This window comes from Pedobacter frigidisoli, assembly GCF_032678525.1.
Taxonomy (GTDB): Bacteria; Bacteroidota; Bacteroidia; order Sphingobacteriales; family Sphingobacteriaceae; genus Pedobacter; species Pedobacter frigidisoli_A.
The window spans coordinates 172,112-194,517 of the sequence record NZ_JAVTSE010000006.1; the positions used below are offsets into that span (position 1 = coordinate 172,112).

21 protein-coding genes are annotated in these 22,406 nt (G+C 43.3%); 9 read left to right on the forward strand and 12 right to left on the reverse strand.

Going from position 1 to position 22,406, the window contains the following annotated elements:
- The first annotated feature begins 325 nt into the window (after nucleotides 1-325).
- Complete coding sequence (locus R2Q80_RS17120) at nucleotides 326-568, forward strand: hypothetical protein (RefSeq protein ID WP_047799246.1); 243 nt, start codon at nucleotides 326-328, stop codon at nucleotides 566-568.
- A gap of 60 nt (nucleotides 569-628) precedes the next feature.
- On the opposite strand, the gene R2Q80_RS17125 is transcribed toward R2Q80_RS17120, so the two are convergent.
- From R2Q80_RS17125 to R2Q80_RS17140, 4 genes are all read right to left on the reverse strand, one after another.
- Nucleotides 629-1,360 carry a hypothetical protein gene (locus tag R2Q80_RS17125; RefSeq protein ID WP_316800771.1) on the reverse strand — a complete coding sequence of 244 codons (732 nt, stop codon included), beginning with the start codon at nucleotides 1,358-1,360 and terminating at the stop codon, nucleotides 629-631.
- Nucleotides 1,361-1,362: 2 nt separating this feature from the next.
- On the reverse strand, nucleotides 1,363-2,055 hold the full coding sequence (locus R2Q80_RS17130; protein WP_316800772.1) for a hypothetical protein: 693 nt from the start codon (nucleotides 2,053-2,055) through the stop codon (nucleotides 1,363-1,365).
- Nucleotides 2,056-2,218: 163 nt separating this feature from the next.
- Nucleotides 2,219-2,968: a DUF3667 domain-containing protein gene (locus tag R2Q80_RS17135; RefSeq protein ID WP_316800773.1), complete on the reverse strand. Its 750-nt coding sequence runs from the start codon at nucleotides 2,966-2,968 to the stop codon at nucleotides 2,219-2,221.
- 6 nt (nucleotides 2,969-2,974) lie between these two features.
- Nucleotides 2,975-3,220, reverse strand: coding sequence for a hypothetical protein (locus tag R2Q80_RS17140; RefSeq protein WP_316800774.1), 246 nt, complete (start codon nucleotides 3,218-3,220; stop codon nucleotides 2,975-2,977).
- Nucleotides 3,221-3,361: 141 nt separating this feature from the next.
- On the opposite strand from R2Q80_RS17140, the gene R2Q80_RS17145 reads away from it, so the two are divergent.
- The 8 genes from R2Q80_RS17145 to R2Q80_RS17180 all read left to right on the forward strand — a co-directional run bounded on the left by R2Q80_RS17145 (nucleotide 3,362) and on the right by R2Q80_RS17180 (nucleotide 11,263).
- Nucleotides 3,362-3,988, forward strand: a complete 627-nt coding sequence (locus R2Q80_RS17145) for a TetR/AcrR family transcriptional regulator (protein ID WP_316800775.1) — start codon at nucleotides 3,362-3,364, stop codon at nucleotides 3,986-3,988.
- 94 nt (nucleotides 3,989-4,082) lie between these two features.
- Nucleotides 4,083-5,468: a mercuric reductase gene (locus tag R2Q80_RS17150; protein WP_316800776.1), complete on the forward strand. Its 1,386-nt coding sequence runs from the start codon at nucleotides 4,083-4,085 to the stop codon at nucleotides 5,466-5,468.
- A gap of 2 nt (nucleotides 5,469-5,470) precedes the next feature.
- Complete coding sequence (locus R2Q80_RS17155; protein WP_316800777.1) at nucleotides 5,471-6,430, forward strand: ABC transporter ATP-binding protein; 960 nt, start codon at nucleotides 5,471-5,473, stop codon at nucleotides 6,428-6,430.
- A complete protein-coding gene (locus tag R2Q80_RS17160; protein ID WP_316800778.1) occupies nucleotides 6,423-7,994 on the forward strand; it encodes an ABC transporter permease/substrate-binding protein in 1,572 nt (523 codons plus the stop codon). The genes R2Q80_RS17155 and R2Q80_RS17160 overlap by 8 nt, the downstream gene beginning before the upstream one ends.
- Entirely contained in the window at nucleotides 7,994-9,145 is a 1,152-nt protein-coding gene (egtB, locus tag R2Q80_RS17165) for an ergothioneine biosynthesis protein EgtB (protein ID WP_316800779.1), read from the forward strand. The genes R2Q80_RS17160 and egtB overlap by 1 nt, the downstream gene beginning before the upstream one ends.
- Nucleotides 9,146-9,191: 46 nt before the next feature.
- Nucleotides 9,192-10,163, forward strand: a complete 972-nt coding sequence (locus R2Q80_RS17170) for an L-histidine N(alpha)-methyltransferase (protein ID WP_316800780.1) — start codon at nucleotides 9,192-9,194, stop codon at nucleotides 10,161-10,163.
- Between the two features lie 15 nt (nucleotides 10,164-10,178).
- Entirely contained in the window at nucleotides 10,179-10,652 is a 474-nt protein-coding gene (locus tag R2Q80_RS17175) for a DinB family protein (protein WP_316800781.1), read from the forward strand.
- Nucleotides 10,653-10,732: 80 nt separating this feature from the next.
- Entirely contained in the window at nucleotides 10,733-11,263 is a 531-nt protein-coding gene (locus R2Q80_RS17180; RefSeq protein ID WP_316800782.1) for a GNAT family N-acetyltransferase, read from the forward strand.
- Nucleotides 11,264-11,687: 424 nt separating this feature from the next.
- On the opposite strand, the gene R2Q80_RS17185 is transcribed toward R2Q80_RS17180, so the two are convergent.
- From R2Q80_RS17185 to R2Q80_RS17220, 8 genes are all read right to left on the reverse strand, one after another.
- Nucleotides 11,688-12,479, reverse strand: a complete 792-nt coding sequence (locus R2Q80_RS17185) for an SDR family oxidoreductase (protein WP_316800783.1) — start codon at nucleotides 12,477-12,479, stop codon at nucleotides 11,688-11,690.
- Nucleotides 12,480-12,589: 110 nt separating this feature from the next.
- Nucleotides 12,590-13,432, reverse strand: coding sequence for a helix-turn-helix domain-containing protein (locus R2Q80_RS17190; RefSeq protein ID WP_316800784.1), 843 nt, complete (start codon nucleotides 13,430-13,432; stop codon nucleotides 12,590-12,592).
- A 17-nt stretch (nucleotides 13,433-13,449) separates the two neighbouring features.
- The gene (locus tag R2Q80_RS17195; RefSeq protein WP_316800785.1) at nucleotides 13,450-14,361 is read right to left on the reverse strand and encodes a helix-turn-helix transcriptional regulator; all 912 of its coding nucleotides are present in this window, start codon (nucleotides 14,359-14,361) and stop codon (nucleotides 13,450-13,452) included.
- 65 nt (nucleotides 14,362-14,426) lie between these two features.
- A complete protein-coding gene (locus R2Q80_RS17200; RefSeq protein WP_316800786.1) occupies nucleotides 14,427-15,230 on the reverse strand; it encodes an SDR family oxidoreductase in 804 nt (267 codons plus the stop codon).
- 146 nt (nucleotides 15,231-15,376) lie between these two features.
- A complete protein-coding gene (locus tag R2Q80_RS17205) occupies nucleotides 15,377-17,875 on the reverse strand; it encodes a sugar-binding domain-containing protein (RefSeq protein ID WP_316800787.1) in 2,499 nt (832 codons plus the stop codon).
- A gap of 2 nt (nucleotides 17,876-17,877) precedes the next feature.
- A complete protein-coding gene (locus R2Q80_RS17210) occupies nucleotides 17,878-19,800 on the reverse strand; it encodes a family 43 glycosylhydrolase (RefSeq protein WP_316800788.1) in 1,923 nt (640 codons plus the stop codon).
- A gap of 73 nt (nucleotides 19,801-19,873) precedes the next feature.
- On the reverse strand, nucleotides 19,874-20,557 hold the full coding sequence (locus R2Q80_RS17215) for a DUF3823 domain-containing protein (protein WP_316800789.1): 684 nt from the start codon (nucleotides 20,555-20,557) through the stop codon (nucleotides 19,874-19,876).
- An 8-nt stretch (nucleotides 20,558-20,565) separates the two neighbouring features.
- On the reverse strand, nucleotides 20,566-22,398 hold the full coding sequence (locus R2Q80_RS17220) for a RagB/SusD family nutrient uptake outer membrane protein (RefSeq protein WP_316800790.1): 1,833 nt from the start codon (nucleotides 22,396-22,398) through the stop codon (nucleotides 20,566-20,568).
- Nucleotides 22,399-22,406 lie beyond the last annotated feature (8 nt).

A 22,406-nucleotide genomic window follows, 5' to 3' on the forward strand; every position in this document is an offset into this window, starting at 1 on the left:
GGATGCTTACAAAACTTTAACGAATATAACATCTTCATACAAATTATTCTATATCATTCAAACACTTTCACCTTATACGGGGATGGAAGATAGGGTTTTCAGGCGGCTGCAGGATAATTTTTTATGTATCTTAAAACGGATATGAACGTATTGATGATGCATTTGGTTTTATTTACTTTGATTTTTCGTTTGTATCCATTTGGTATACAGTTGTTAATGCAGGTATCTTTTAAAATTAACTTTGAGATTACAGGAACAATCATCTATTCACATATTTTTGACCGCGTTTTTGAATAACACATAAAAGGAAGAACGAGCCGAACAAATGAAATACTTAGTCAAAGAAATAAGTGAGGGAAATTGTGACATCACCTTATTGCCGGAAAATTTAAGCGACAGGAATTTATTAACTGAACCAAGGGAGCGCGCAGAGAAAGAACTTCAGTTTCATTTTGAAGATGCACTCAGGAATGAACTGCATCAAAATGCAGCTTTCGTTTCTTTAAATTTTGAGGAGAGCAATTACCCGAAAAGGGTGAATGTGAACTATCAGATTATTGAAAATTAACAGTTAAAGGCTTCCAATAGGAAGCCTTTATTGTTTTACGATTGCTTTTGATCAGACCCCTTAAAAATTACATGCCGCGGGCATATCGATAGTGAGGTTATAGCTGGTTTGTTCAATTTTCTGGTTCACTTTATAAGTGTCGCCACCATATACAATCTGGAAATCATACGTCTCATTCAGCTGTAATAAATTGGTTGTAATATTTCCCCTGTCCATATAACCGAGATACTGGAAAGCGTCGACTGAACCTGTTTTTTTAAAATAAATGTAAACACTCGGCCTGATTTCAATATCTGTACGGCTTGGGCACCTTCCGGTAAAGGTTAGAGAAGTATTGTTATAAACGGGTGGTGGTGGGGTAACTATTGGCGGTGTGGTTGAACCGGTTTTTGTAATCGGAATATTGATTACCTGTTGTTTCTGGGACGTGGTAAATGTAATTTGTTTAGAAGCCGTGTTATATCCACTGGAAGCTATGCCAACGCTGATGGTAATCGGATTGTTTTCTGCAGGTACTACATTCGGCTGTAAGCCAATGGTCACCATGCCTGAAGTAAGGCGGATGTCTTTCTTTCCTGACAGTTCATAAATGTTTGATGCCTGGTCGCCCGAGATGGTAATGGTAGTATTGGCTGGTGCGGGAGCGCCGGTAGAGGCGTCAGTAACATTAATCATTGCCGTATATTTGATTACATCCGTATCCACTACAATTTTAATATTTTCTGTAGGTTTCTTACATGCCGACAAGATCAGGAGCATCAAAACCACGGGAGTTATTCTTGCTGTTGACATAATTAATTATTTTTAAATTTATAACTAAAATTAACCTGAATGGCAGGAAGCCAGCGGTAGTCTTTTATGTTTGACTGAAACTGTGGTGTTTGTGAGGAGTTCCCTTCCAGCAATCCTGTTCCGGTAATGTCGGCTTTCGGTTTAGTAAGGTAATAGGTGCCCAAATCAACGCTCACATTGAAATTTTTCTTCGGGAAAGTATGAGCCAGTGCAATCCCTAAATAGGGTGCAAATCCCTTCCAGTCTACCGTGAGGTCAACATATCCGATCTGATCCTCGTTTAGCACCAGGTCGCCATATTTGTAATCATCAGACGGGATTACCCTGATATCGCCACGTGCTTTCAGGAAATAAGCAAAGCCACCTACAACTCTAAACCATGAAAGGTTTTTCGCGGGTACATAGTCGGCCAGTACATGAATATTATAGAAATCGGCCGACAGATTGGAGGTGGAATTAAATCCTGAAATTTTGAATACATTATTGGCTTTAAGGGGTATGAAATTCAATCCTCCGCGAAGCGCCATTTCGGGCAACACGCCGTAAACATATTCGGCGACTATCCCCTGGGTACCCAGATTTAACTGAAGTGATTGCTGTCCTTTTAAAGATTGGAAACTGCTATCGGTTTGGGCATTGGTTTCCTTACAAATTAAACCAAGCAATAAAAAGGTTACGAGTGATCTTCTTTTCATGGTACACAGTAATTAGCTCATTAATAACGCGGTAATGACTAGCAAATTACTGGGATAACACTTTGCAGAATAAATGGTTCTATTTTATTTGTATTGAACATAATGAATAACAGATCAATTATCAAGAAGGATATCACCAAAGAACCCGTGGTAGGCAGCTTACTTAGTGTGCTTTCGCCATCAGCATTCCTGCGATGAGTCCCATGATCATTGGAATCATGAAGAAAGAAATGAGTATGAGCACACTTCTTAATAAACGACCTTTTGCACCGTATGCGCTTTTAGAGAAAAACTGATAATAGAACCATATACTGTAGATAAATCCAAAAACAGCGGGGATCATGATACACAATACGATCAATACCTGTTTATTAGCGTAAAAGATGGATACGACAGATCCAAATAAGTTAAACAACATTTCCGGAATAATCCGGTAAGAATTCATCACCAGATGCTCAGAATAGTTAAACTTAGCCTTTTTGAACCAGAGGAAACTGAGTAATGAGTAAATTGGAATGGTAATGATGAGATAGAGTTTTGGGTTGCGCGAGATCGTTTTTTCAAACTCATTCGTCATGGCTTTACTCACTTCAGGTACCAGATCTGTAGCCGTAATATGGATATACGGAGCCAACAGACCTGATACCGTAAGAATGAGCAGGATGAGCGTTATAAAACTAAAGTATGGGACACGTTTGCCCTCAATAAATTCTCTGACACTGTTTCCAGGTCGCGTAAAAAGTTCTTTTAAGGTAAAAAAAATGCCTTTGTCTACATGCCACACACTATGTACGAAGTCGTGCAGCAGGAAGTGTTTAATGGAATAACGGTGCGTACTCGATTTCTGCCCACAGTTTGAACAATAATTTTGTGATACAGGCGAAGCGCAGTTCAGGCATTCTGACGACATCATGGTAAATTAACTGCGCTTTTTAATTTCGTTATTGATCTGAGTCAGGCTAATCAGCGTTGGCAAAAAGGTTAGCGGACAAGCCACTGCAATACCAGTGAGGCTGACATTATGTGTTTTCACAGCAAGATAGATGAGGGTAACGCTACTGATCAGCATCACAATGCCTAAACCCAGTACAATCCCGGTGATTGTCTTTTTTCTTTCTTTTAGCTCGTCGAGTGTGAATTCTGAGAGCGCTTTGCCTTTTTTCATGTTTTGAGTCTGTTGGTTCTGGTTAATCAGATGAGCGGTTAAAACACCTTCTGATGCAAATATAAATACTTATCACCAAAAGGTGATAATTAAATTAAAAATGATTGTGTATTTTGAGCACATTATCAAAAACGTTTATCAATGGAAGAAAAACCAGAAGCAGGAAGCCAGCGAAACAAGGCCAGGAGTAAGCAGCGATTTTTAGATGCGGTTGGAGAAATTATCAATACGGTAGGTTTCTCAGGACTGAAAGTAAATGATATTGCGCGTGTTGCCGGGTTGGATAAAAAGCTGATGTATAACTATTTTGGCGGACGTGATGAGCTTATTGATGAGTATATCCGTACGAAAGATTTCTGGACGAATGTGAAGGGGGAGGAAAATCCTGTTCCAACCGACGGCGGAAGGGCGTTTTCAAAATCGATGCTTTTATCTCAATTTGACTATGTTTTTAAAGATGAGGAAATGCAAAAGATTTTACTTTGGGGATTGTTGGATGACAGAAAAGAACTTAAAAAACTAGCCCAGGCCAGGGAAGACAGCGGGGCTTTACTTTTTGAATCGATAACGGACCCTCATTTTGGCGATCAGGCAAAACGTTACCGGGCGGTAACAGCCTTGATGGTGGCCGGCATTTACTATCTTGATATTTATGCCAGTACCCAAACGACAACTTTTTGCGGCCTCGATCTTAAAAGTAACGAGGGGCGACAGGCCGTTGAAGAGGCCATCGCCTTTCTCATTGATAAAACCTATGATGCTAAATAAGCTGATTATTCCTTAAACAGTTTCAATTTCAAAAACATTGATCTGTTATTGTGGTTATTTCTTAAATCCAGTTTATAAGCGTAACAACAAATCAATGAAACACTACGATGCAATTATCATAGGCGCAGGGCAGGCTGGCGTTCCCCTGGCCAAAAAACTTGCGCTTGCAGGCAAAAAAACAGCTATAATAGAAAAAAGAATGATTGGTGGTACCTGTATTAATGATGGGTGTACCCCAACGAAAGCGATGATCACTTCTGCACGGATGGCCCATCAGGCCAGGAAATCCGGCGATCTTGGAATAGAGACTGGCACTGTCAAAGTGGACTTCAAAAAAATCATGAAGCGCAAAGATCAAATTGTAGCTCAATTTAGAAAAGGCGCTGAAGATGGTTTAGAATCCACAAAAGGATTAACCATTTTGATGGGCACTGCTAAGTTTACCGGAGAAAAAGAACTTTTGATTACGGGTAAAGACGGAAAGGAAGAAAAGGTATCAGGCGAATTGATTTTTATCAATACCGGCGCAGAGACGGCGATTCCTGCTATTGAGGGTTTGCCCGAGAGTCATTATCTTACCTCCACCACAATTCTGGAACTTACAGCAATACCTGAACATCTTGTTGTGATCGGTGGAAATTACATTGGACTGGAGTTTGGACAAATGTTTAGCCGTTTTGGTAGCCAGGTGACCATCATCGAGAAGTCGGACCGGATTCTGGCAAAAGAAGATCAGGATGTTTCCGAATCGCTTACTGAAATACTGGAAAAGGAGAAAATATCGATACTCACGTCGGCTAAAATTAAAAAGGTTAAGGTAAACGGTAAATCCTCACTCGAGGTTGAAGTAGAAACTAAAGGTAAAAAAAGTAAGTTCAAAGCGACCCACATTCTGGTTGCCGCGGGCCGCACACCTCAAACCCGGCATTTGGGGCTGGATGCATGTGGGGTTAAAACCGGTGAGAAAGGGCACATCCTGGTTAACGATAAGCTTGAGACCAATGTCAAAGGGATTTATGCGCTGGGCGATGTAAAGGGGGGACCTGCATTCACGCACATTGCGTATAATGATTATACTATTGTTTATCGTAACCTGATAGAGGGTACTGATTATTCGATAAAAGACCGTCCTGTTCCCTATTGCATGTTTACCGACCCACAATTGGGTAGGATTGGACTTTCGGAAACGGAGGCACAGGAAAAGAAACTTGATTATCAGGTTGCCGTGCTGCCGATGTCGTCAGTAGCGAGGGGAATTGAAACCAACGAAACGCAGGGCTTAATGAAAGCGATAGTTGATACTAAAAGCAAGAAAATACTTGGAGCTGCCATTCTTGCATCAGAGGGAGGGGAGATTGTGTCGGTATTACAGATGGCCATGGAAGGTGGCATCACATACGACAGAATACGCTACTGTGTTTTCGCACACCCTACCTATTCAGAATCACTGAACAACCTTTTTATGAAAATGGAAGACTGATTATGATTGAGCTCAATGGAGTAACAAAAACATTTGGTTCCGTGAACGCTGTAAAGGAGGTTTCGTTTAAAGTGGCTGAAAAAGAGAACCTGGTTTTGCTGGGCACCAGTGGCTGTGGGAAAACCACTACATTGAAAATGATCAACAGGCTGATAGAACCTAACGCGGGAGAAATCCTGATGAATGGACAACCTGTTTCGAGTGAGCGGCCTGAAACGTTACGCCGGAGCATTGGCTATGTGATGCAACATATCGGATTATTTCCGCATTATACCGTTGAAGAGAATATTGCTGTTGTGCCCAGGTTACTGAAATGGGAACAGGATAAAATCAAGAGCAGAGTAGCCGATCTGATTGCGAAACTTCATTTGCCCGAAGATGTGCTTCAGCTTTTCCCTGCTGAACTAAGCGGAGGCCAACAGCAAAGGGTGGGACTCGCCAGGGCACTAGCTGCCGATCCACCTGTTTTATTGATGGATGAACCTTTCGGAGCACTTGATAATGTTACCCGTTCCAATATTCAGAAAGAGTTCCTTGAGCTGGAAGAATTACAGCAGAAAACTATTGTGATGGTTACCCATGATGTTGAAGAGGCTTTTATTTTAGGCGACCGGATTTGTTTAATGGATAAAGGGTCGATCGTCCAGATGGGTAGTCCGAAACAACTTCTTTTTGATCCTGTGAATGATTTTGCCCGTTCTTTTCTGGACAGCCAGCGCCTGGCGCTGGAGTTTAAAGTAGTTACGCTATATGATATCTGGAAGAGTTTGCCCGATGACAGGGCAAAGGGAAATTATGATATGACGGTAGATACCAGTGTTTGGCATGCGATGGAGAAGCTTCGCTCAGGTGAATTCAGCGAACTTCAGGTGGTTAGCCCGGAGGGGAAAACCAAAACATTTAATCTGGAACATTTAGTCAGGGCATTCAATCAATATAAAACTTCCGGAAGCTATGAATGATCAGCAACAAAACCTTTGGCAATTTATGTCGATGGAATCGGATAAACTGCTCAGTCAGACCTTCCAGCACATCGGTTTAACCTTTATATCGTTGCTGCTGGCGGTGGGTATTGGGTTACCCCTGGGAATTTTTATTGCCCGTAAAAGACGATGGTCGGGCCTGGTGCTCGGGGTTGCAGGCGTACTGCAAACGGTACCCAGCATTGCTTTGCTGGGCTTCATGATTCCGGTTTTGGGAATCGGCGCGAAACCTGCAATTGTAGCCTTGCTGATTTATGCGTTACTTCCGATCATCCGTAATACTTACACAGGTATTATCGGTATCGATCGCTCCATCACCGAGTCTGCAAAAAGTTTAGGGATGAGCCGTTCTCAAATGCTTTTTAAGGTAGAATTGCCTCTAGCTATGCCGGTAATACTTGCGGGTATCCGGACGGCAACGGTTATTAATGTGGGGGTAGCTACCCTGGCATCTTATATTGCTGCGGGCGGGCTGGGTGAATTTATTTTCGGAGGAATTTCGTTGAACAACAGTAACATGATTCTGGCCGGAGCCATTCCTGCAGCTTTGCTGGCTATTGTACTGGATACGCTGCTGGCCCTCATTCAGAAGATGAATGTCAGGAAGCTTCGGAAGGCATTGGTTGCTTTTCCTGTTTTGGTTATTTTGTTAAGTACTTTCTATATTCTGCCATCCACTTATGGTTCTGCATTAACGGCGGGCTTTACGCCTGAATTTATGGGACGCCAGGATGGGGATCTGGGACTGAAATCGGCTTACGGACTCAAGATCAGAACGGTAGTGATTAGTGATGCGGTGATGTATAAAGCGGCTTATTCAAAAGCGCTCGACGTGATCAGCGGATATTCCACAGACGGCCGCCTGAAAGCATTCGACCTTAAGATTCTTAGAGATGATAAGGGCATTTTTCCACCTTATTATGCTGCGCCCATTGTGAGCGAAAAAGCACTCCGCAAATTTCCTGAACTTGAAAGCACACTGAATCTCCTGGCAGGAAAGATTACCGATTCGGTGATGACAGAATTAAACTACCGTACAGATTACCTTCATCAATCGCCCGCCAGGGTCGCCAGGGATTTTCTGATCCGGGAGAAACTTTATCGTAGTCAAAAACAAGCCGGTGCAGAGACTGTAAAAATCGGTTCAAAGATTTTCGGTGAGCAGTACATTCTGGCTGAGATTTACAGCATGCTGATTCGTGGTTATACCCACTATGGGGTAGAAACTAAAACCGGACTTGGCGGAACTAAAATCTGTTTTGATGCCTTGACGAATAACCAGATCGACTTCTATCCCGAATACACCGGAACAGGCCTGCTGGCCATCTTAAAGCCTGATGGAAAAACCATAGCGGCGATTACCGGGGATAAGGATAAAACCTACAAATATGTGCAACAGGAGTTTTTGAAAGAGTATCAGATCAAATGGCTTAAACCTATTGGTTTTAACAATTCTTATGCTTTAATGATGCGGCAAAAACAATCGAAGGAACTAAATGTTAATACCATAACAGAACTTAAGAACCATCTCGATAAAAATTAATGAGTCTTATTGAAAAATATCAGCGTATCAGGAAATACTCTGAGCAGCTTTGCGCGCCATTGCAAACTGAAGATTATGTGGTGCAGCCTATTGCGGATGTTAGTCCTCCCAAGTGGCATTTGGGGCATACCACCTGGTTTTTCGAAACCTTTATCCTAATCCCATACAGCCATCAGTATCAGGTTTTCAATGCCGACTTCAACTTTGTTTTCAACAGTTATTACGAAACCATAGGGAACAGGGTAATCCGCACCGATAGGGGAAACCTGAGCAGGCCAGGTGTTAACGAAGTATATCAATACAGGGCCTATGTTGATGAAGCTATGAGTCGTTTTCTTTCTACCGAACCAACTGGAGAGATAGTAGCGCTTATTGAACTTGGTTTTAACCATGAGCAACAGCATCAGGAATTATTGCTTACAGACATTAAATACATTTTAGGGAATAATCCCCTGTTTCCGGTTTATGATGATACTGTTGCTGAATCTATCAATCTGATTGAAGATAAAGGTGAAATGCTTCAGGTGGATGAGGGGGTATACGCAATTGGATTTGAAGGAGATGGTTTTAGTTTCGATAATGAACACAACCGTCATCAGGTATACCTGCAGGGCTATTCCATTAGCCAGGCATTGGTATCAAATGGTGCATTTATTCGTTTCATTGAAGAAGGTGGCTATCAGAACTTTAACTACTGGCATGCCGAAGGCTGGGACTGGGTAAACAGCCAGCACATCGTTGCCCCTTTGTATTGGTATAAAATTGAAGGGAAGTGGTTTCAGTACGGCTTGAGTGGTCTGAAAGAAATTAACCTTAAAGAGCCGGTAACCCACATCAGTTATTACGAAGCTTATGCTTTTGCGAGCTGGAAAGGGATGCGGTTACCTACTGAATTTGAGTGGGAGGTTGCTGCCAGGCAATTGAACTGGGGTGAAAGATGGGAATGGACGGAAAGTGCTTATTTGCCTTATCCGGGTTTTAATAAAGCGCCGGGAGCGATAGGCGAATACAATGGTAAATTTATGGTGAATCAGAAGGTATTAAGGGGCGCATCTGTGGCAACACCAGATGACCATAGCCGTATGACTTACCGGAATTTTTTCCATCCACATCTTCGCTGGCAATATACCGGAATCCGCTTAGCTCAATAAGAACAACAATAACAAAACAAATATTCATCCCTGATTTAGCAAATCTATGATACTCACCACCGAAACAAATACTGAGGTTAACAGTCAGTTTTTAAATGAAACGATTACTGGCTTGAGTGCAAAGCCAAAATATATGCACTCTAAATATTTTTATGACGAGGCTGGTGATTACATCTTCCAGCAGATTATGAATATGGAAGAATATTACCTGACTGATGCAGAAATGGAAATTATGCAATATCAGGCTGATCAGATTGCAAATGTGATATCTGATGGCAATGCGGGCTTTGACCTGATTGAACTTGGGGCGGGGGATGCGACCAAATCTATTCATTTGCTCCGCAAGCTCATTAACAATAAATTGAATTTTCAATACTTTCCGATCGACATTTCGGCACACGTCATTTCAGACTTAAGCGTAAAGTTGCCTCAGGCGCTGCCCGAATTGCAGTTTACAGGATTGAACGGTGACTATTTTGATATGCTAAAGGCTGCCAATGAGATTTCAGACAGACAGAAAGTGGTTTTGTTTATGGGGGCTAATATTGGCAATATGAACGTTGATGAAGCTGAAGCATTTTGTGTGAAGGTGAAAGCCCTATTGTCACCCGATGATCTGTTAATTATTGGTTTTGATCTGAAGAAGAATCCAAAGCAGATTCTTGATGCTTATAATGATAAAAGCGGCATTACACGTTCATTTAATTTAAACCTTTTGAACCGCATCAACCGCGAGCTGGAAGGGAATTTCAACGTGGATCATTTTGAGCATTATGCCAGTTACGACCCTGAAACGGGCGAATGCAAAAGCTATTTAATTAGCCTGGAGAACCAGGTGGTAAACATCGGCGAACACGCTATTCAGTTTCAAAAAAACGAGTATGTTTATATGGAAATTTCACAGAAATATGCCATTGCAGAAATTGAAAGGCTGGCACACCGGTCTGGATTTAAAGTGCAGCAATATTTCTTCGACAGCCGTCAGTATTTTGTAGATGCGATATGGAAGGTTGCTTAATCATGATCAATAGTTATGGAACACGAAAACATATTAATCACCGAATTAAAAAAGCTTATCAATGGTGGTACAGCCCATGCGGGTTTTGAAGATGCTGTTGCTGATTTACCTTTTGAATTAACAGGTGAACGCCCCTATGGCTTGCCTTACAGTATCTGGCAGCTGGCAGAGCATATACGGATTGCACAATGGGATATGCTCGAATTTAGCAAGGATGGAAATCACCAGTCGCCGAAGTGGCCGGAAGAGTATTGGCCCAAAGAAACCGCACCGGCAAATTCAGAAGCATGGGAAAACTGTTTGAAGCAAATTGACCAGGACAGAAAGGCTTTTATCAATCTGATTGATACACAAGATTTATTTGCTTCCATTCCACATGGTACTGGTCAGAATATTTTACGGGAAGCCTTACAGGTAGCGGATCATAACGCTTACCACATTGCTGAAATCATTGTGGTGCGCCGATTACTGGGTGTATGGAAATCATAACAACAAAAAAAGGGCTTCCTTACCATGCTTTCTTTATTTATAGATAAATTTGGATACCTAAAATTTATTTTAAGAAGCCTATGTCTGTTATCTATTCAAGTCCAACCATTGTAATCAAACAGTTTGCTACATCAGAGGAATCACTATTCTGCGATTTTTTCAATGACCCGGAAGTGATGCGTTATTTACCAGCATTTAGTATCAGCGACTACAAAGCGTTGTTTGCGAAAGTGTTTGATGATTATGAGCATGGTCCCTTTGGCCGTTGGGGTGTATTTGATGCGATAACCGGTGCCTGCATTGGGAACTGCTTGCTGAGGGTTTTTGAAGAGGATTCATCGGCCTATGAAATCGGGTATAGCGTTGCTAAGGCTTACTGGGGTAAGGGCATAGGCAGCGAGATTGCGGCCGCACTTGTGGCCTACACTTTTTCACACACAGAGACTGGAGATCTGACGGCGCTTACTCATCCTGATAATATCGGATCTCAGCGGGTACTGGAGAAAGCTGGTTTTGTTCGTACGGGCAATATTGTAAGGCGTGGGGCTGATCTTTACTTCTTTGTTTTAAAGAGGGGGGAGATGGAAGGCAAAAGATTTGAGATGGGGTGATCGACTTTTCATAGGTAACGGATTACAAAGACTTCCAGACAAATTCATATCAAATTCGGGAAAAGTTCGGGTGGTAATCGGGGATTGTTTTGGTGCCGGCTGAAGGATTTGAGGCGGCATCCTGCAGACTTTGGTCAAGGAAATGGCTGTTTTCCCGGAGCCTTCCCGCAGTTGCGTCGGAGTTTTCCCGCAGTTCTCTGCCAGTTGGTGTAGACTGGAGGTAGAGAAAAGGTAGACTGGAGGTAGACTTGACGTGGACTTTGGGAAATTTTTTTGAATTTTTTGGAGGCAGGGAATTGGGGCATCCCTTGATTTCACTAAATTAATAATTTTTCTTCGCAAAACAGCCACCCGATAAAAAAGCGCTATTTGCTTCTGATTTACCGGATGGCTGCCTGTTCAATGATAATTTGATCAACTGTTTCTACACTATTCCATAGGCATTGGACTGGCCACCATCAATGGCGATGATCTGACCATTTACATAACTGCAATTTTCGCTCATCAAAAACACCACAAGTTTCCCCACTTCCTCTGGTAAGCCCAGTCTTTTGGTTGGATTGGCCTGTGCATATTCTGCTTCTGCTGCCTTTGGATTTTCGGGATTTACCTGTTTAAAGGCTTCTGCCACCATTGGTGTAAGGATAGCACCCGGAGCGATGGCATTGGTGAGTATGCCAAAACTTCCATATTCAAGAGCAGTATTTTTGGTGATTCCGGCTACAGCATGTTTGGTGGCTACATAGGCAGTCTGGTTTTTTACACCTCTGATTCCACCCACTGAAGCGACGTTTACAATACGGCCGTATTCCTGCTTCTGCATCACCGGAATGATGTATTTGAGTCCATAATACACCCCCATCAGATTAATGTCTACGACTTTTTTAAATACATCCAGATCATATTCTGTTAAAGGAGCCTGTTTGCCTTCAATTCCTGCATTATTGTAAAAACCGTCTATACGGCCGTAGGTTGCTACGGTTTCATCTACATAATTTTTAACTGCTTTTTCATCCGATACATCGGCAACCGTTAATAGTATTTCCACTTCCGGATGTAAGGCTTCAATCTCTTTCTTTGCTTTTTCAAGGAGCTCGCCATTATAATCAATCAGCGACAATTTTGCGCCTTCTTTGGCTGCTTCTACTGCTGTTGCATATCCCAGGCCCATGGCTGCGCCTGTAATTAATATCACTCGGTTTTTAAGGGTTCCCATATTTTCTTTTTATTATAAACTGATTTAATCAGACTAAGTTGAGGGGAATACCTTCAAATGTTCAGCACTATCCGGAGATTGATTAGCACTATTTGAACATTTCGGTTATTTTACGGTGATGCGACTTTCCTCAGGAGTTCCTGTTGGAATTGTTGCGGGGTGAGGCCGGTACGTTTTCTAAAAAAACGGGAAAAGTAAGATTGGTCGTTGAAACCCAGATAGTAGGCTATTTCTTTAATTGATTTTTCACCTTTGAGCAATTCCTTTTTTCCTTCTGTAAGCAGTAGTTTATAACTTAACTCACCAATTGTTGTTGCTGCGTAGCGTTTCATAATTTCATTGGCACGTTTGGTAGTTAAGCCTATTTGCCGGGCATAGAAAGCTGCCGGCTGCTGTTCGGTATAATGTTCTTCGATCAGTTCTATTAATCGAATAAGCCGCAGATCTTTACTGAGTAGTACAGGAAGCTGGTGGCGGGCTAGGCGGTACAACTGAGTCAGAAATGCTGAAGTGTATTTATGCAACAACCGGTTATCAGCGAGGGTTGAGTATTCTAATACGATGAGCGAGAAAAGGTTATTGAGTTGGTGTTCCAACTCATCCGGGATTTCTATGGCCTGCTTGTTGATGGGCAGGAATAACAGTTTCAACTCTTTTTCTTCGATGGATAAATGAAAGTCGGAAGAGAACACAATTACCCTGGCATCAGGAAGAATATTTGTTGGGATGGAGTGGATTTGATTTCTGGCCAGCAGGTAAACGAGGTTTTTTCGGACAGGATAAGGTTCGAAGTCGATGTAATGCGTTCCCCCATCGGCCGTAAACCAGATTATGGCGTAAAAATTTATCCTGTGGTTAATGGCATGTTCCCCAAATGCAATCCGTTTTTCGGAGGCCAGAAAGTCGGTTTCCGGAAGGATATGGAGTGGGATTTCGTTGTGCTTCATCATCATTCGATTACCTTAGATACCTAGTTAAAGGCCTTGCGGAAATCGCTTGGTGACATTTCCGTTTTTTTCTTAAACAGTTTGCTGAAGGATTGCGGGTATTCAAAGCCGAGGGAAAAAGCAATTTCACTAACGGACAAGTTGCTGGTTGACAGTTTAATTTTGGCTTTTTCGATGAGTGTACTGTGAATTTTTTGCTGGGCACTTAAGCCTGTAAGAGAACGGAGCAGATCACTTAAATAATGGGTTGATAAGTTCAATTCTCCGGCCATGAACTCGACTGTGGGTAAACCATTTTTCAAGGCAGCAGAATCCTGAAAACAGCGATCCAATAATTGATCGACTTTGGTGAGGATATCGCTGTTAACGGCTTTCCGGGTTAAAAACTGACGTTCATAAAAGCGTATGCTGTAGCTCAACATCAATTCAATCTGAGAGATGATGATATCCTGAGTATGCCTGTCGATATACTCATATTCCTGTTCTATTTTCTTAAAAATCTGGATTATATTCTCCTGTTCCCGTCCTGAGAGGTGCAATGCCTCATTGGTTGCATATGCGAAGAAACCATAGTTTGCCATTTCGGCGGCAAGATGATACCCATGCAGAAAATCAGGGTGAAGCAGCAATACATAGCCTGATCCGCTGTTGATATATGGCTTATCGGTACGCTCCAGATCAAGAAAATTTACTTGTTTTGGGGCAGTAAATGTCATCACACCTTTATCATAATCATAATACTGCTGGCCATATTTCACTCTGGCTTCCACTCCATCTTTAAGCGATATGGTATAGAAATCGAGAAAGAAGTGATTCCATATTTCAGGATCTGAAAAGTGTATATTTTCTACCCGGACCACACTTACCAAAGGATGTTGCGGTTCGGGTAGCGATAATAGCTTATGAAATTCGATGATTGACCTGATGTGCTTCATGTTCTATCGTATAAAGTTAGCAAAAGGCAGCGTGATGTTTACAAAACTATTGATTAATCTGGCTTTTATCCCAGAAACTGAGCTGCGATGCTTTTGCGGAACTCTTCGGAACCTACGGACATTCGTTGTGCATACATCTGACTGGCATCGGCCCCGGCAACATATCTGAGCTGATCTTTGCCATCGGTTGCGGCTTCATAAACAATAGCTGCGATGTTCGCGGGGTCGGCAGCCTGATCCATCATATGGTCCACCATTCCAAATAATTTATCTTCCAGGATTTTATATTCGGGATGGCTGCTCCTGTCGAGCGATCGCGTGGTGAAATCTGTAGCAATAGCCCCAGGAGCAACGGTTTTAATTCCAATGTTGTGGAGGGCTAATTCGAAAGACATACCTTCCGACCATCCCTCAACAGCAAATTTTGCGGCGTGATAAATGGAATGAAGCGGGAAGGTGAGAAAACCACCCATGGATGTGGTGCTGATGAAGAGGCCTGACTTCCTTTTTCTGAAATAGGGAATAAAGGCTTTTGTGGTGTTGATTACCCCAATCAGATTGGTGTTGAGCTGGTTTAAAATCTGTTCATCGCTGAGGGATTCAAGCGCACCCATTAAACCATATCCGGCATTATTAAAAACTACATCGACATGAGTGATTGCGAGGGCGGTTTCTACGGTTTCCGTAATCTGATTTGAATTAGTTACGTCGAGCGGTAACAGGGTGATGTTTTCCATTGCGTTCAGTTCCGTTTCTTTTTCGGGATTGCGCATGGTAGCGACTACCTTCCAGCCTTGCTGCTGAAAGTATATGGCGGTTGCTTTTCCTAAGCCTGATGAGGCACCTGTGATGAATATTGTCTTTTGCATTTTATATTTTATTAAATGATAAGACAAAATTCGTTTTATAGCGGAGGCTTGGCGTGTCCGTATTACTGAATGATGTGTTCAAAACGGAGGAAGATGATCTGTTTCCCCGGACGATGCTTGATATCCGGGGATCAGATATCTGGTGACTACAACAATTTTATTTTTACAATTGCAGGTTTTAACCATGGTGCACTGAAGCGAACGGTTACTTCTTCTGTTTTTTTAGCTTTGGATTGGATATATACAATCATTTTACCGTGGAATACGCGCTGTTTATTGTCGGTATAATCCCCTTTGTCGGCATTGTCTCCGGCTTCCATACCCAATAAGCGGGCGTTTCCGGCTATTTCGCAGGTAATCTCATCATCGGCACCTGCTACCATGACACCATTTTCATCTACGAGTTGCAATTCGAGTTGGGCAAGACCATCTTTTGCCTTCAGTTCGATTTGTTCCCCCTGCAGCACCCTAATGGCCTGAGGGCGGCCGCTCGACTGAATTTGATGGCGGACAGTTTCCTGTCCTTTTGTATCGAGGCCAACAACTTCGAGTTTCCCCTCCGCATAAGGAATGTCCCAGAAAATGATCCCGGTTTTATTGTCGTAGTCTTTTGTTTTTCCGACCACAGATCCATTCAGTTCCAAGCGAGCTTTCGCGGAATTGGTGTAGCATACTACTCGGATCATTTGTCCGGGTTGGTAGTTCCATGAGGCCCATGCATCCATTGATGGCGTTTCGTTTTTAGACTGTCCCTGTTCAGATTCAAGTACCGACCATACATCGGACGCAGCGCTACCGCCTTTCAGCGGATAAGTACCGAGGTAAGCCATGGGTTTATCAGACCATAGCGACTGGCGGAAATAGCCACGAGGTTTGATAAAACCACCAAAATCAAGCAGGCCGGAATAAAATCCACGTGAAGGCCATCGTCCGGATTCGCCAAGGTAATCGATGCCTGTCCACAGAAACTGGCCGAAAATATGCTCATTATCCTGCACTGCTTTCCAGGCGCTGAAATCATGACGGTTTTCACTGCCGAAAATCACCCGTTTAGGGTAGCGCTTATGGTCCTGCTGGTAACGGCTTTCCGTGTAATTATATCCGGCAATGTCGAGCGTTCCGGGATAATCTGTTTCGTTCGACATGGCTACGCCGGCCAAACCAGCGGTAACCGGGCGGCTGGTGTCATATTTTCGCACCACAGCAGCCAGTTTCTTTGCGATGATACCCAGCTGCATGGCATCAGGGGCATCCTTTTTGTAACCTCCAAAAATGGGCTGTGTAAAACCACCCTCGCCATTGCCTGCCAGAACAGGGTGGGAGTAGGGATCATTTGGATAATCTACCTCATTGCCAATGCTCCAGGCAAAAATCGAGAGGTGATTTCGGTCTCTTTTGATCATGTCGGCCAGGTCTCTCTCTGCCCATTCTTTAAAGAAATCGGAAGAACCCTGAAAACCAGGTGTACCTACGTTCCAACCCTGAAGCCATTTGCGTTTTGGAAATTCCCATTCATCGAAAGCTTCATCCATCACGAGAAGACCCAGTTCGTCGCAAAGGTCATACAGGGATGAGGCCTGGGGATTGTGGCTGGTCCGGATGGCATTTACGCCGAGCGATTTCAAGGTCAGTAAACGGCGGCGCCATACTTCAGGATATACTTCAGCACCCAATACACCAGCATCGTGGTGCAGGCATACGCCTTTTACCTTCATTTGTTTACCGTTCAGTGCAAAGCCTTTGTCGGGATCGAAAGTGAATTTACGGAAACCGGTGACGATCGTAGTGCTGTCGATAATTTTATTGTTTTGCAGCACCATGGTACGTAAGCGGTAACGATTTGGAGCATCGATGCTCCAGAGTTGGGGATTGCTGAGTGCTAGGCTGGTATTAATCTGTTGACTGGCACCGGTTGCAAGTGTGATTTTGTCTGATTTTTTGACCAATACTTTGCCACTTTTATCCAATAGTTCATTTACTACGATTAATGATGTATTTGCTGCGGATTCATTTTTTAAATCCGCCTGTATGTTCAGTGTTCCTTTATTGCCATCAACTGTCGGGAAGGCATAAAGTCCCCATTGTTCGAGGTGTACCGGATTTGACCGTACCAGATAGACGTCGCGATAAATTCCAGAGCCTGTATACCAGCGTGAATCAGCATCCAGGCTGTGGTCTACACGAACGGTGATTTGATTTTCTTCTCCGAATTTTACAAATGGGGTAATGTCGTAACTGAAAGAGATGTAACCGTTGGGCCGTTTGCCCAGAGATTTCCCGTTCAGGAAAACCTCACTGCGGTTGTACACGCCTTCAAAATAGAGGAATAGTTTCTTTCCCTGGTCTTGTTTTGTGATGTTTAGCTTTTTCTGATACCATCCTATACCTCCGGGAAGGTATCCGGTAGCACTGGCATAAGTTGGGCTATACGTTTGTTTAATGGTCCAGTCGTGCGGGAGCTGTACTGTTCTCCAGGATCTGTCGCGCTGATCCGGTTCTTTCTTGGGATCAATATCTCCGAGATGGAAACGCCAGTCGGCATTTATTTTTTCGGCTGTACCAAAACCGGGCTGGGCCGAAACGCTGAATGCAGTAAGTAAACTTACCGCAATTGCGAGCATGGGGAATTTAAAAAGTTTTATCATTGTTAGTGTGTTGGCTTTACAGGAATTATATGACCGGCTTCATCAAAATACATGCGGTCCATGCAAACTTCGCGGTTAAATCCGGCTGCATCGCCCATGTTAATTCCATCTGGGTAGTTAAATCTGTGGTAAACGATGTACCATTCATCTTTTCCGGGAATTTGGAGGACTGAATTGTGGCCAGTTCCGAAGATACCTGATTCTGGATCTTTCTGAATCACCAGGTTATTTTCACTTGTCGTGATTGGTCCTAAAGGTGATTTGGACGTTCCATAGCGGACACGATAGTTTTCGCTGCGTGTATCGTCTTCCGACCACATGAAATAATAGGTTCCTTTTCTATAGAAAACATAACATCCTTCTCTAAAAGTTTTATCGGTGTTCAGTACTTTGGTGGTGTTAGGTTTAAGGGAAATCATGTCCTTATTGAGTTCAGCAACTGCCAGGTATCCATTGCCCCAATAGAGGTAACTTTTTCCACTGTTTGGATCGGTGAATACGGCCGGGTCTATTTCCTGTCCTCCTTTAATGCCCCCGGGTTTAAAGTTAACCAGGGGTTTTCCGGAAGCAGTAAAAGGGCCGGTTGGGAGATCAGCTGAAGCCACTCCAATTTTCTGTGCCGCCGTAAAGTAGTAGAAATATTTATAATCCTTTCCAATTTTCTTTTCTGCAATGGTTGGTGCCCAGGCATTGCGGTTGCCCCATGGAACATCTTTTTTTAAGTCGAGGATTACCCCTTCATCTTTCCAGCTGGTAAGGTCGGTGGAAGAAAAGGTTTTAAAATAATACCCTCCCCAGCCATCAAAACCATCGCTGGTAGGGTAGATGTAGTATTTTTTAGTTTTGTTTGAATAGAGGACGTCGGGATCGGCATAAAAGCCATCGAGTACGGGGTTTTTCGCCAGTTTGAGTTCCATTCCCTGAGGAAGGCCCCATCTGGCCGTTAGATTTCTGAGTTCAGTACGGGAAACCGGGATGATGGTGCCGTGGCGGGGGTGGAAATCCATTTTTACTTCGTTATCGATTACCTTAAACCTATCGAGATCGGCACTTTCGCAAAACTGATATTTGCCTTTGCCATATACATCGTACATCAGAATGTATTTATCTGAACGGTTCAGTTTGAATACGCCAGAACCTTCAACGGCGTCTCTGGTTTGCTGTTTATATCCGGGTTGTTCCAGCCACTTTCCCGACATAAGTGAATCGGTAACGGCGAGTTTAATTCCGTTTCCATTACCTTCGGTTTTGTAGAAAAGGTAAAACAGGCCGTTTTTGTTGATGATGTCGCCATCGATACATGATTTACCGTTTTTAGGATTGAACAGCACTTTAGGTTCGGCTTCAAAACCTGTAAAATCAGCGTTGGCGTAGGCATAATAAATGATATCGGCACCATTGCCATGTTGCATGGAAAAATAAACCATGTACTTCCCTTTTGCGGGATCGTAAATGGTTTGGGGCGCCCATACCCGTTTAAGGTCGTCGTGTCCCTTATAATCTTTCTGGATATTGATTACCGTGTGTTTCCAGTTGATCAGATCATCTGATTTCATTAGTATCATCGCCCGGTTAGAATCCCACCCTTTGGATGAGGTCATATCGGTTACCACCATATAAAAGGACCGGCCATCTTCTGCACGTAAGATATGGGGATCGCGAACACCACCGGTTGAACTGATGTTTTTCGAGTCAATTACAGGTTCATTATTATTGAGGGCGCGGTAATTGTAACCATCGGTACTGATGGCGAAGCAAATGGCTTCATCTTTTACGGCGTTTCCTTTAAAATAGGTAAAGAGGTATCCTGCAAAATCTTTATCAGCAGGGCCAGACTTGTAAGTCTGGCCCGATGTTTTTTTAACAAAAACTAACTGTAAAGTGGCTAGTAAAATAAAGCACAGGCTTAGATAGTTTTTAATCATTGGTTTGGGTCGTTAAATGGGTTATCTTCTTAAAAAACTGGGTACGTATCTGCATGACCCGTATTTGAACTGATTATTTTAATGCTATTTTTTGTACTTGTGAATATACATATTCGCTGGCAACTGTGGCTTTCACCCCGACTCTTGCGTAAATAAAATCTAGGGTCTTCAGGTTGTCGGGGATGTCGGCAGACAAGCTGGTTGGTGCACCAAATACCAATGAAGATACATTTCCATCTATCCGCACATCGCGTAGCACCTGGTCGGTTAACACTGATTTGCCCAGGTAAAGGCGAACCAATTCAACATTGGCCGTTTGCACCACCTTATTCACTACAAAACTGGTGTTAATGGTATTTCCGGATTTTGTAAAGGTTTCATTGGTGATGGAGAAATAGGGTGTTACCGGTACATCCAGATTTGTATTTGCGGTGAGGTTTACCCTGATGGTATCGGTAGCTTGCTGAAGCCATGGAGCGTCTGGGCGTCGTGTAAGTTTATACTGGCCTGCAAATAACTTTGCCGAGAAACTTCCATCCTGGTTCATGTAGACATAAATAGGAGATTTCAGGGGGTAGCCATCCTGCCACAATTCCAGTTGCGGACCATTATTGCGCACGCCTAATGCTCTGCCCTGATATACCACTTTACCTGATAAAGTTAATTCTGGGGCATCAAAGTTATCGTATTCAGCGCAGCTGGCCAGAAATAAACTGGCTGCTGCTGCTATTATCGTTAAAAATTTAGTTTTCATCATGCTGAGGATTAATGGAATGGATTACGAACAATTTTCGGGTTGTTGTTTAACACTGTCTGATCGATTGATGAGTAGTAGTTGGCCATACGGAACAACCTTGCGCGGCGGAAGCGGGTTGGGCGTACGCGTGCATAAATGTATTTTCCATTGTCGGGATGGCCTGGTCTTACCACGCGGTATGAATAAAGGCCCATTACTACAGCGTTCGGATCCGTTTCGGTACCATCCCAAACCAGATGGGCAATACGCCATCTTTTCAGGTCGAAATAACGGTGATCTTCGAAGGCAAGTTCTACGCGGCGTTCATTACGGATGATATCGTTGGTTAATGCGCTCAAACTGTTAGCCGGGAATCCCGCACGTGCACGGACCGTATTCACATAGCCTAATGCTTCGGGGCGGCCTAACTCAAAAGCAGCTTCCGCGGCATTTAAGTAGATTTCACCTAAGCGGAACCATGGCCACCAGTTTACTGCTGATGTTCCGCGGGTACTTGCGGCGGGTGCATCGCTCACCATTTTACGGATGTAAAAGCCGGTATTGCTCACATCAACGGCGTCATCTTTAGGTCCGTCAAAGCCCGTCCATACCTGCCCGTCGGTGTAGTTGCCACCTAATACTGCTGAGGTGGTTAACTGATAAGTACCATTGTTATATACTGCTACACCTGCCTGTATCCTTACCGGATTGTTTTTAAATGTGGTTCCCGGATAAATTACGGTTCCAAATAAGCGACCATCTTTATTGGCAAAAATGTCGGCCGGATTGGTATAAGCAATATAGTTGCCGTTTGCGTCTTTGTCTTTTAAAGTACCTCTGCTTCCATCTAAATAGTTGAAGCTTTCTACCAGACTCAGGGATGGAGAAATGGCTGATGATGCTTCGTTATCTTCTGTCATACTTTTGATGATGTTATCATAGGTAAAGCGGTGTACTTTCGTACCCAGGGCAAAATCTTTTGCAAAGATGATTTCACTTACCGGCTTTTTGTTCAGCATATCATAGAAGTTGGCGCCTTTATCCGGGTTGGTATTGTATAATGCATAGGGGCCTGCAATTACTTCTTTTGAAGCGGTAAGTGATTTATTGTAATAATCAGCTGCCATCGCTGCGGGAATACCTACTTCGCCACCGGCAGTGCTGATTGGTGCGGCCATTAAACTGTTGTATTTGGCGATAGATGCGGCATACAACATGGCGCGGCTTTCCAGTGCCAGCGCGGTGTAGCGGTTGGCACGTGTTGCCACGCCATTGTTAGGGGCCAGGTCAGCTTTAATCTCTTCCAGTTCTTTGTAAATGAAATCATAAACTTCTGATTCCTTGGCGCGGGGTACCTGTAGTGGGGTAGGGTCGCCGCTGAAGTCGTAAATGAGTTGTTTGGTTACTAAAGGTACACCACCCATGCGTTTTACCATTTCGAAATAAACGAAAGCACGGATAAAGCGCATTTCAGCGATAAACTGGTTTTTCTGTGCTGGCGTTAACTTGCCGCCTAAAGCATTGATGTTGTCGAGTGAAAGGTTCAGGTCGCGGATTAATCCATAATCCCAATAGCGGCCATAGTCGTTTCCATACTGGAAATCATTTCTGCCGTTCTGATCGCGTGTACCCGACCACATGGCGTCGTCAATTTCTGTCATCCCACCGGTATTAAATACGCCGTGGAGGGATGGTAAGCGGTTATAGTAGTTCGCCAGCAGCGAGGTAATCAAATTGGGGTCGTTCCACAACTGTTCGTCGGTGATGGTGGTTTTTGATTCACGGTAAAACCAGTCATCGTGTTTGCAGCTGTTCATGGTTAAGCCAATAAGCAGTGCAAAAGCTATATAAATTTTTTTCATCTTAATTT

What these genes read in the sequence shown, in the direction of transcription:
- R2Q80_RS17120 (WP_047799246.1), top strand. Translation starts at nt 326, where the DNA reads ATGAAATACTTAGTCAAAGAAATAAGTGAGGGAAATTGTGACATCACC.
- R2Q80_RS17125 (WP_316800771.1), bottom strand. Translation starts at nt 1,360, where the DNA reads ATGTCAACAGCAAGAATAACTCCCGTGGTTTTGATGCTCCTGATCTTG.
- R2Q80_RS17130 (WP_316800772.1), bottom strand. Translation starts at nt 2,055, where the DNA reads ATGAAAAGAAGATCACTCGTAACCTTTTTATTGCTTGGTTTAATTTGT.
- R2Q80_RS17135 (WP_316800773.1), bottom strand. Translation starts at nt 2,968, where the DNA reads ATGATGTCGTCAGAATGCCTGAACTGCGCTTCGCCTGTATCACAAAAT.
- R2Q80_RS17140 (WP_316800774.1), bottom strand. Translation starts at nt 3,220, where the DNA reads ATGAAAAAAGGCAAAGCGCTCTCAGAATTCACACTCGACGAGCTAAAA.
- R2Q80_RS17145 (WP_316800775.1), top strand. Translation starts at nt 3,362, where the DNA reads ATGGAAGAAAAACCAGAAGCAGGAAGCCAGCGAAACAAGGCCAGGAGT.
- R2Q80_RS17150 (WP_316800776.1), top strand. Translation starts at nt 4,083, where the DNA reads ATGAAACACTACGATGCAATTATCATAGGCGCAGGGCAGGCTGGCGTT.
- R2Q80_RS17155 (WP_316800777.1), top strand. Translation starts at nt 5,471, where the DNA reads ATGATTGAGCTCAATGGAGTAACAAAAACATTTGGTTCCGTGAACGCT.
- R2Q80_RS17160 (WP_316800778.1), top strand. Translation starts at nt 6,423, where the DNA reads ATGAATGATCAGCAACAAAACCTTTGGCAATTTATGTCGATGGAATCG.
- egtB (WP_316800779.1), top strand. Translation starts at nt 7,994, where the DNA reads ATGAGTCTTATTGAAAAATATCAGCGTATCAGGAAATACTCTGAGCAG.
- R2Q80_RS17170 (WP_316800780.1), top strand. Translation starts at nt 9,192, where the DNA reads ATGATACTCACCACCGAAACAAATACTGAGGTTAACAGTCAGTTTTTA.
- R2Q80_RS17175 (WP_316800781.1), top strand. Translation starts at nt 10,179, where the DNA reads ATGGAACACGAAAACATATTAATCACCGAATTAAAAAAGCTTATCAAT.
- R2Q80_RS17180 (WP_316800782.1), top strand. Translation starts at nt 10,733, where the DNA reads ATGTCTGTTATCTATTCAAGTCCAACCATTGTAATCAAACAGTTTGCT.
- R2Q80_RS17185 (WP_316800783.1), bottom strand. Translation starts at nt 12,479, where the DNA reads ATGGGAACCCTTAAAAACCGAGTGATATTAATTACAGGCGCAGCCATG.
- R2Q80_RS17190 (WP_316800784.1), bottom strand. Translation starts at nt 13,432, where the DNA reads ATGATGATGAAGCACAACGAAATCCCACTCCATATCCTTCCGGAAACC.
- R2Q80_RS17195 (WP_316800785.1), bottom strand. Translation starts at nt 14,361, where the DNA reads ATGAAGCACATCAGGTCAATCATCGAATTTCATAAGCTATTATCGCTA.
- R2Q80_RS17200 (WP_316800786.1), bottom strand. Translation starts at nt 15,230, where the DNA reads ATGCAAAAGACAATATTCATCACAGGTGCCTCATCAGGCTTAGGAAAA.
- R2Q80_RS17205 (WP_316800787.1), bottom strand. Translation starts at nt 17,875, where the DNA reads ATGATAAAACTTTTTAAATTCCCCATGCTCGCAATTGCGGTAAGTTTA.
- R2Q80_RS17210 (WP_316800788.1), bottom strand. Translation starts at nt 19,800, where the DNA reads ATGATTAAAAACTATCTAAGCCTGTGCTTTATTTTACTAGCCACTTTA.
- R2Q80_RS17215 (WP_316800789.1), bottom strand. Translation starts at nt 20,557, where the DNA reads ATGATGAAAACTAAATTTTTAACGATAATAGCAGCAGCAGCCAGTTTA.
- R2Q80_RS17220 (WP_316800790.1), bottom strand. Translation starts at nt 22,398, where the DNA reads ATGAAAAAAATTTATATAGCTTTTGCACTGCTTATTGGCTTAACCATG.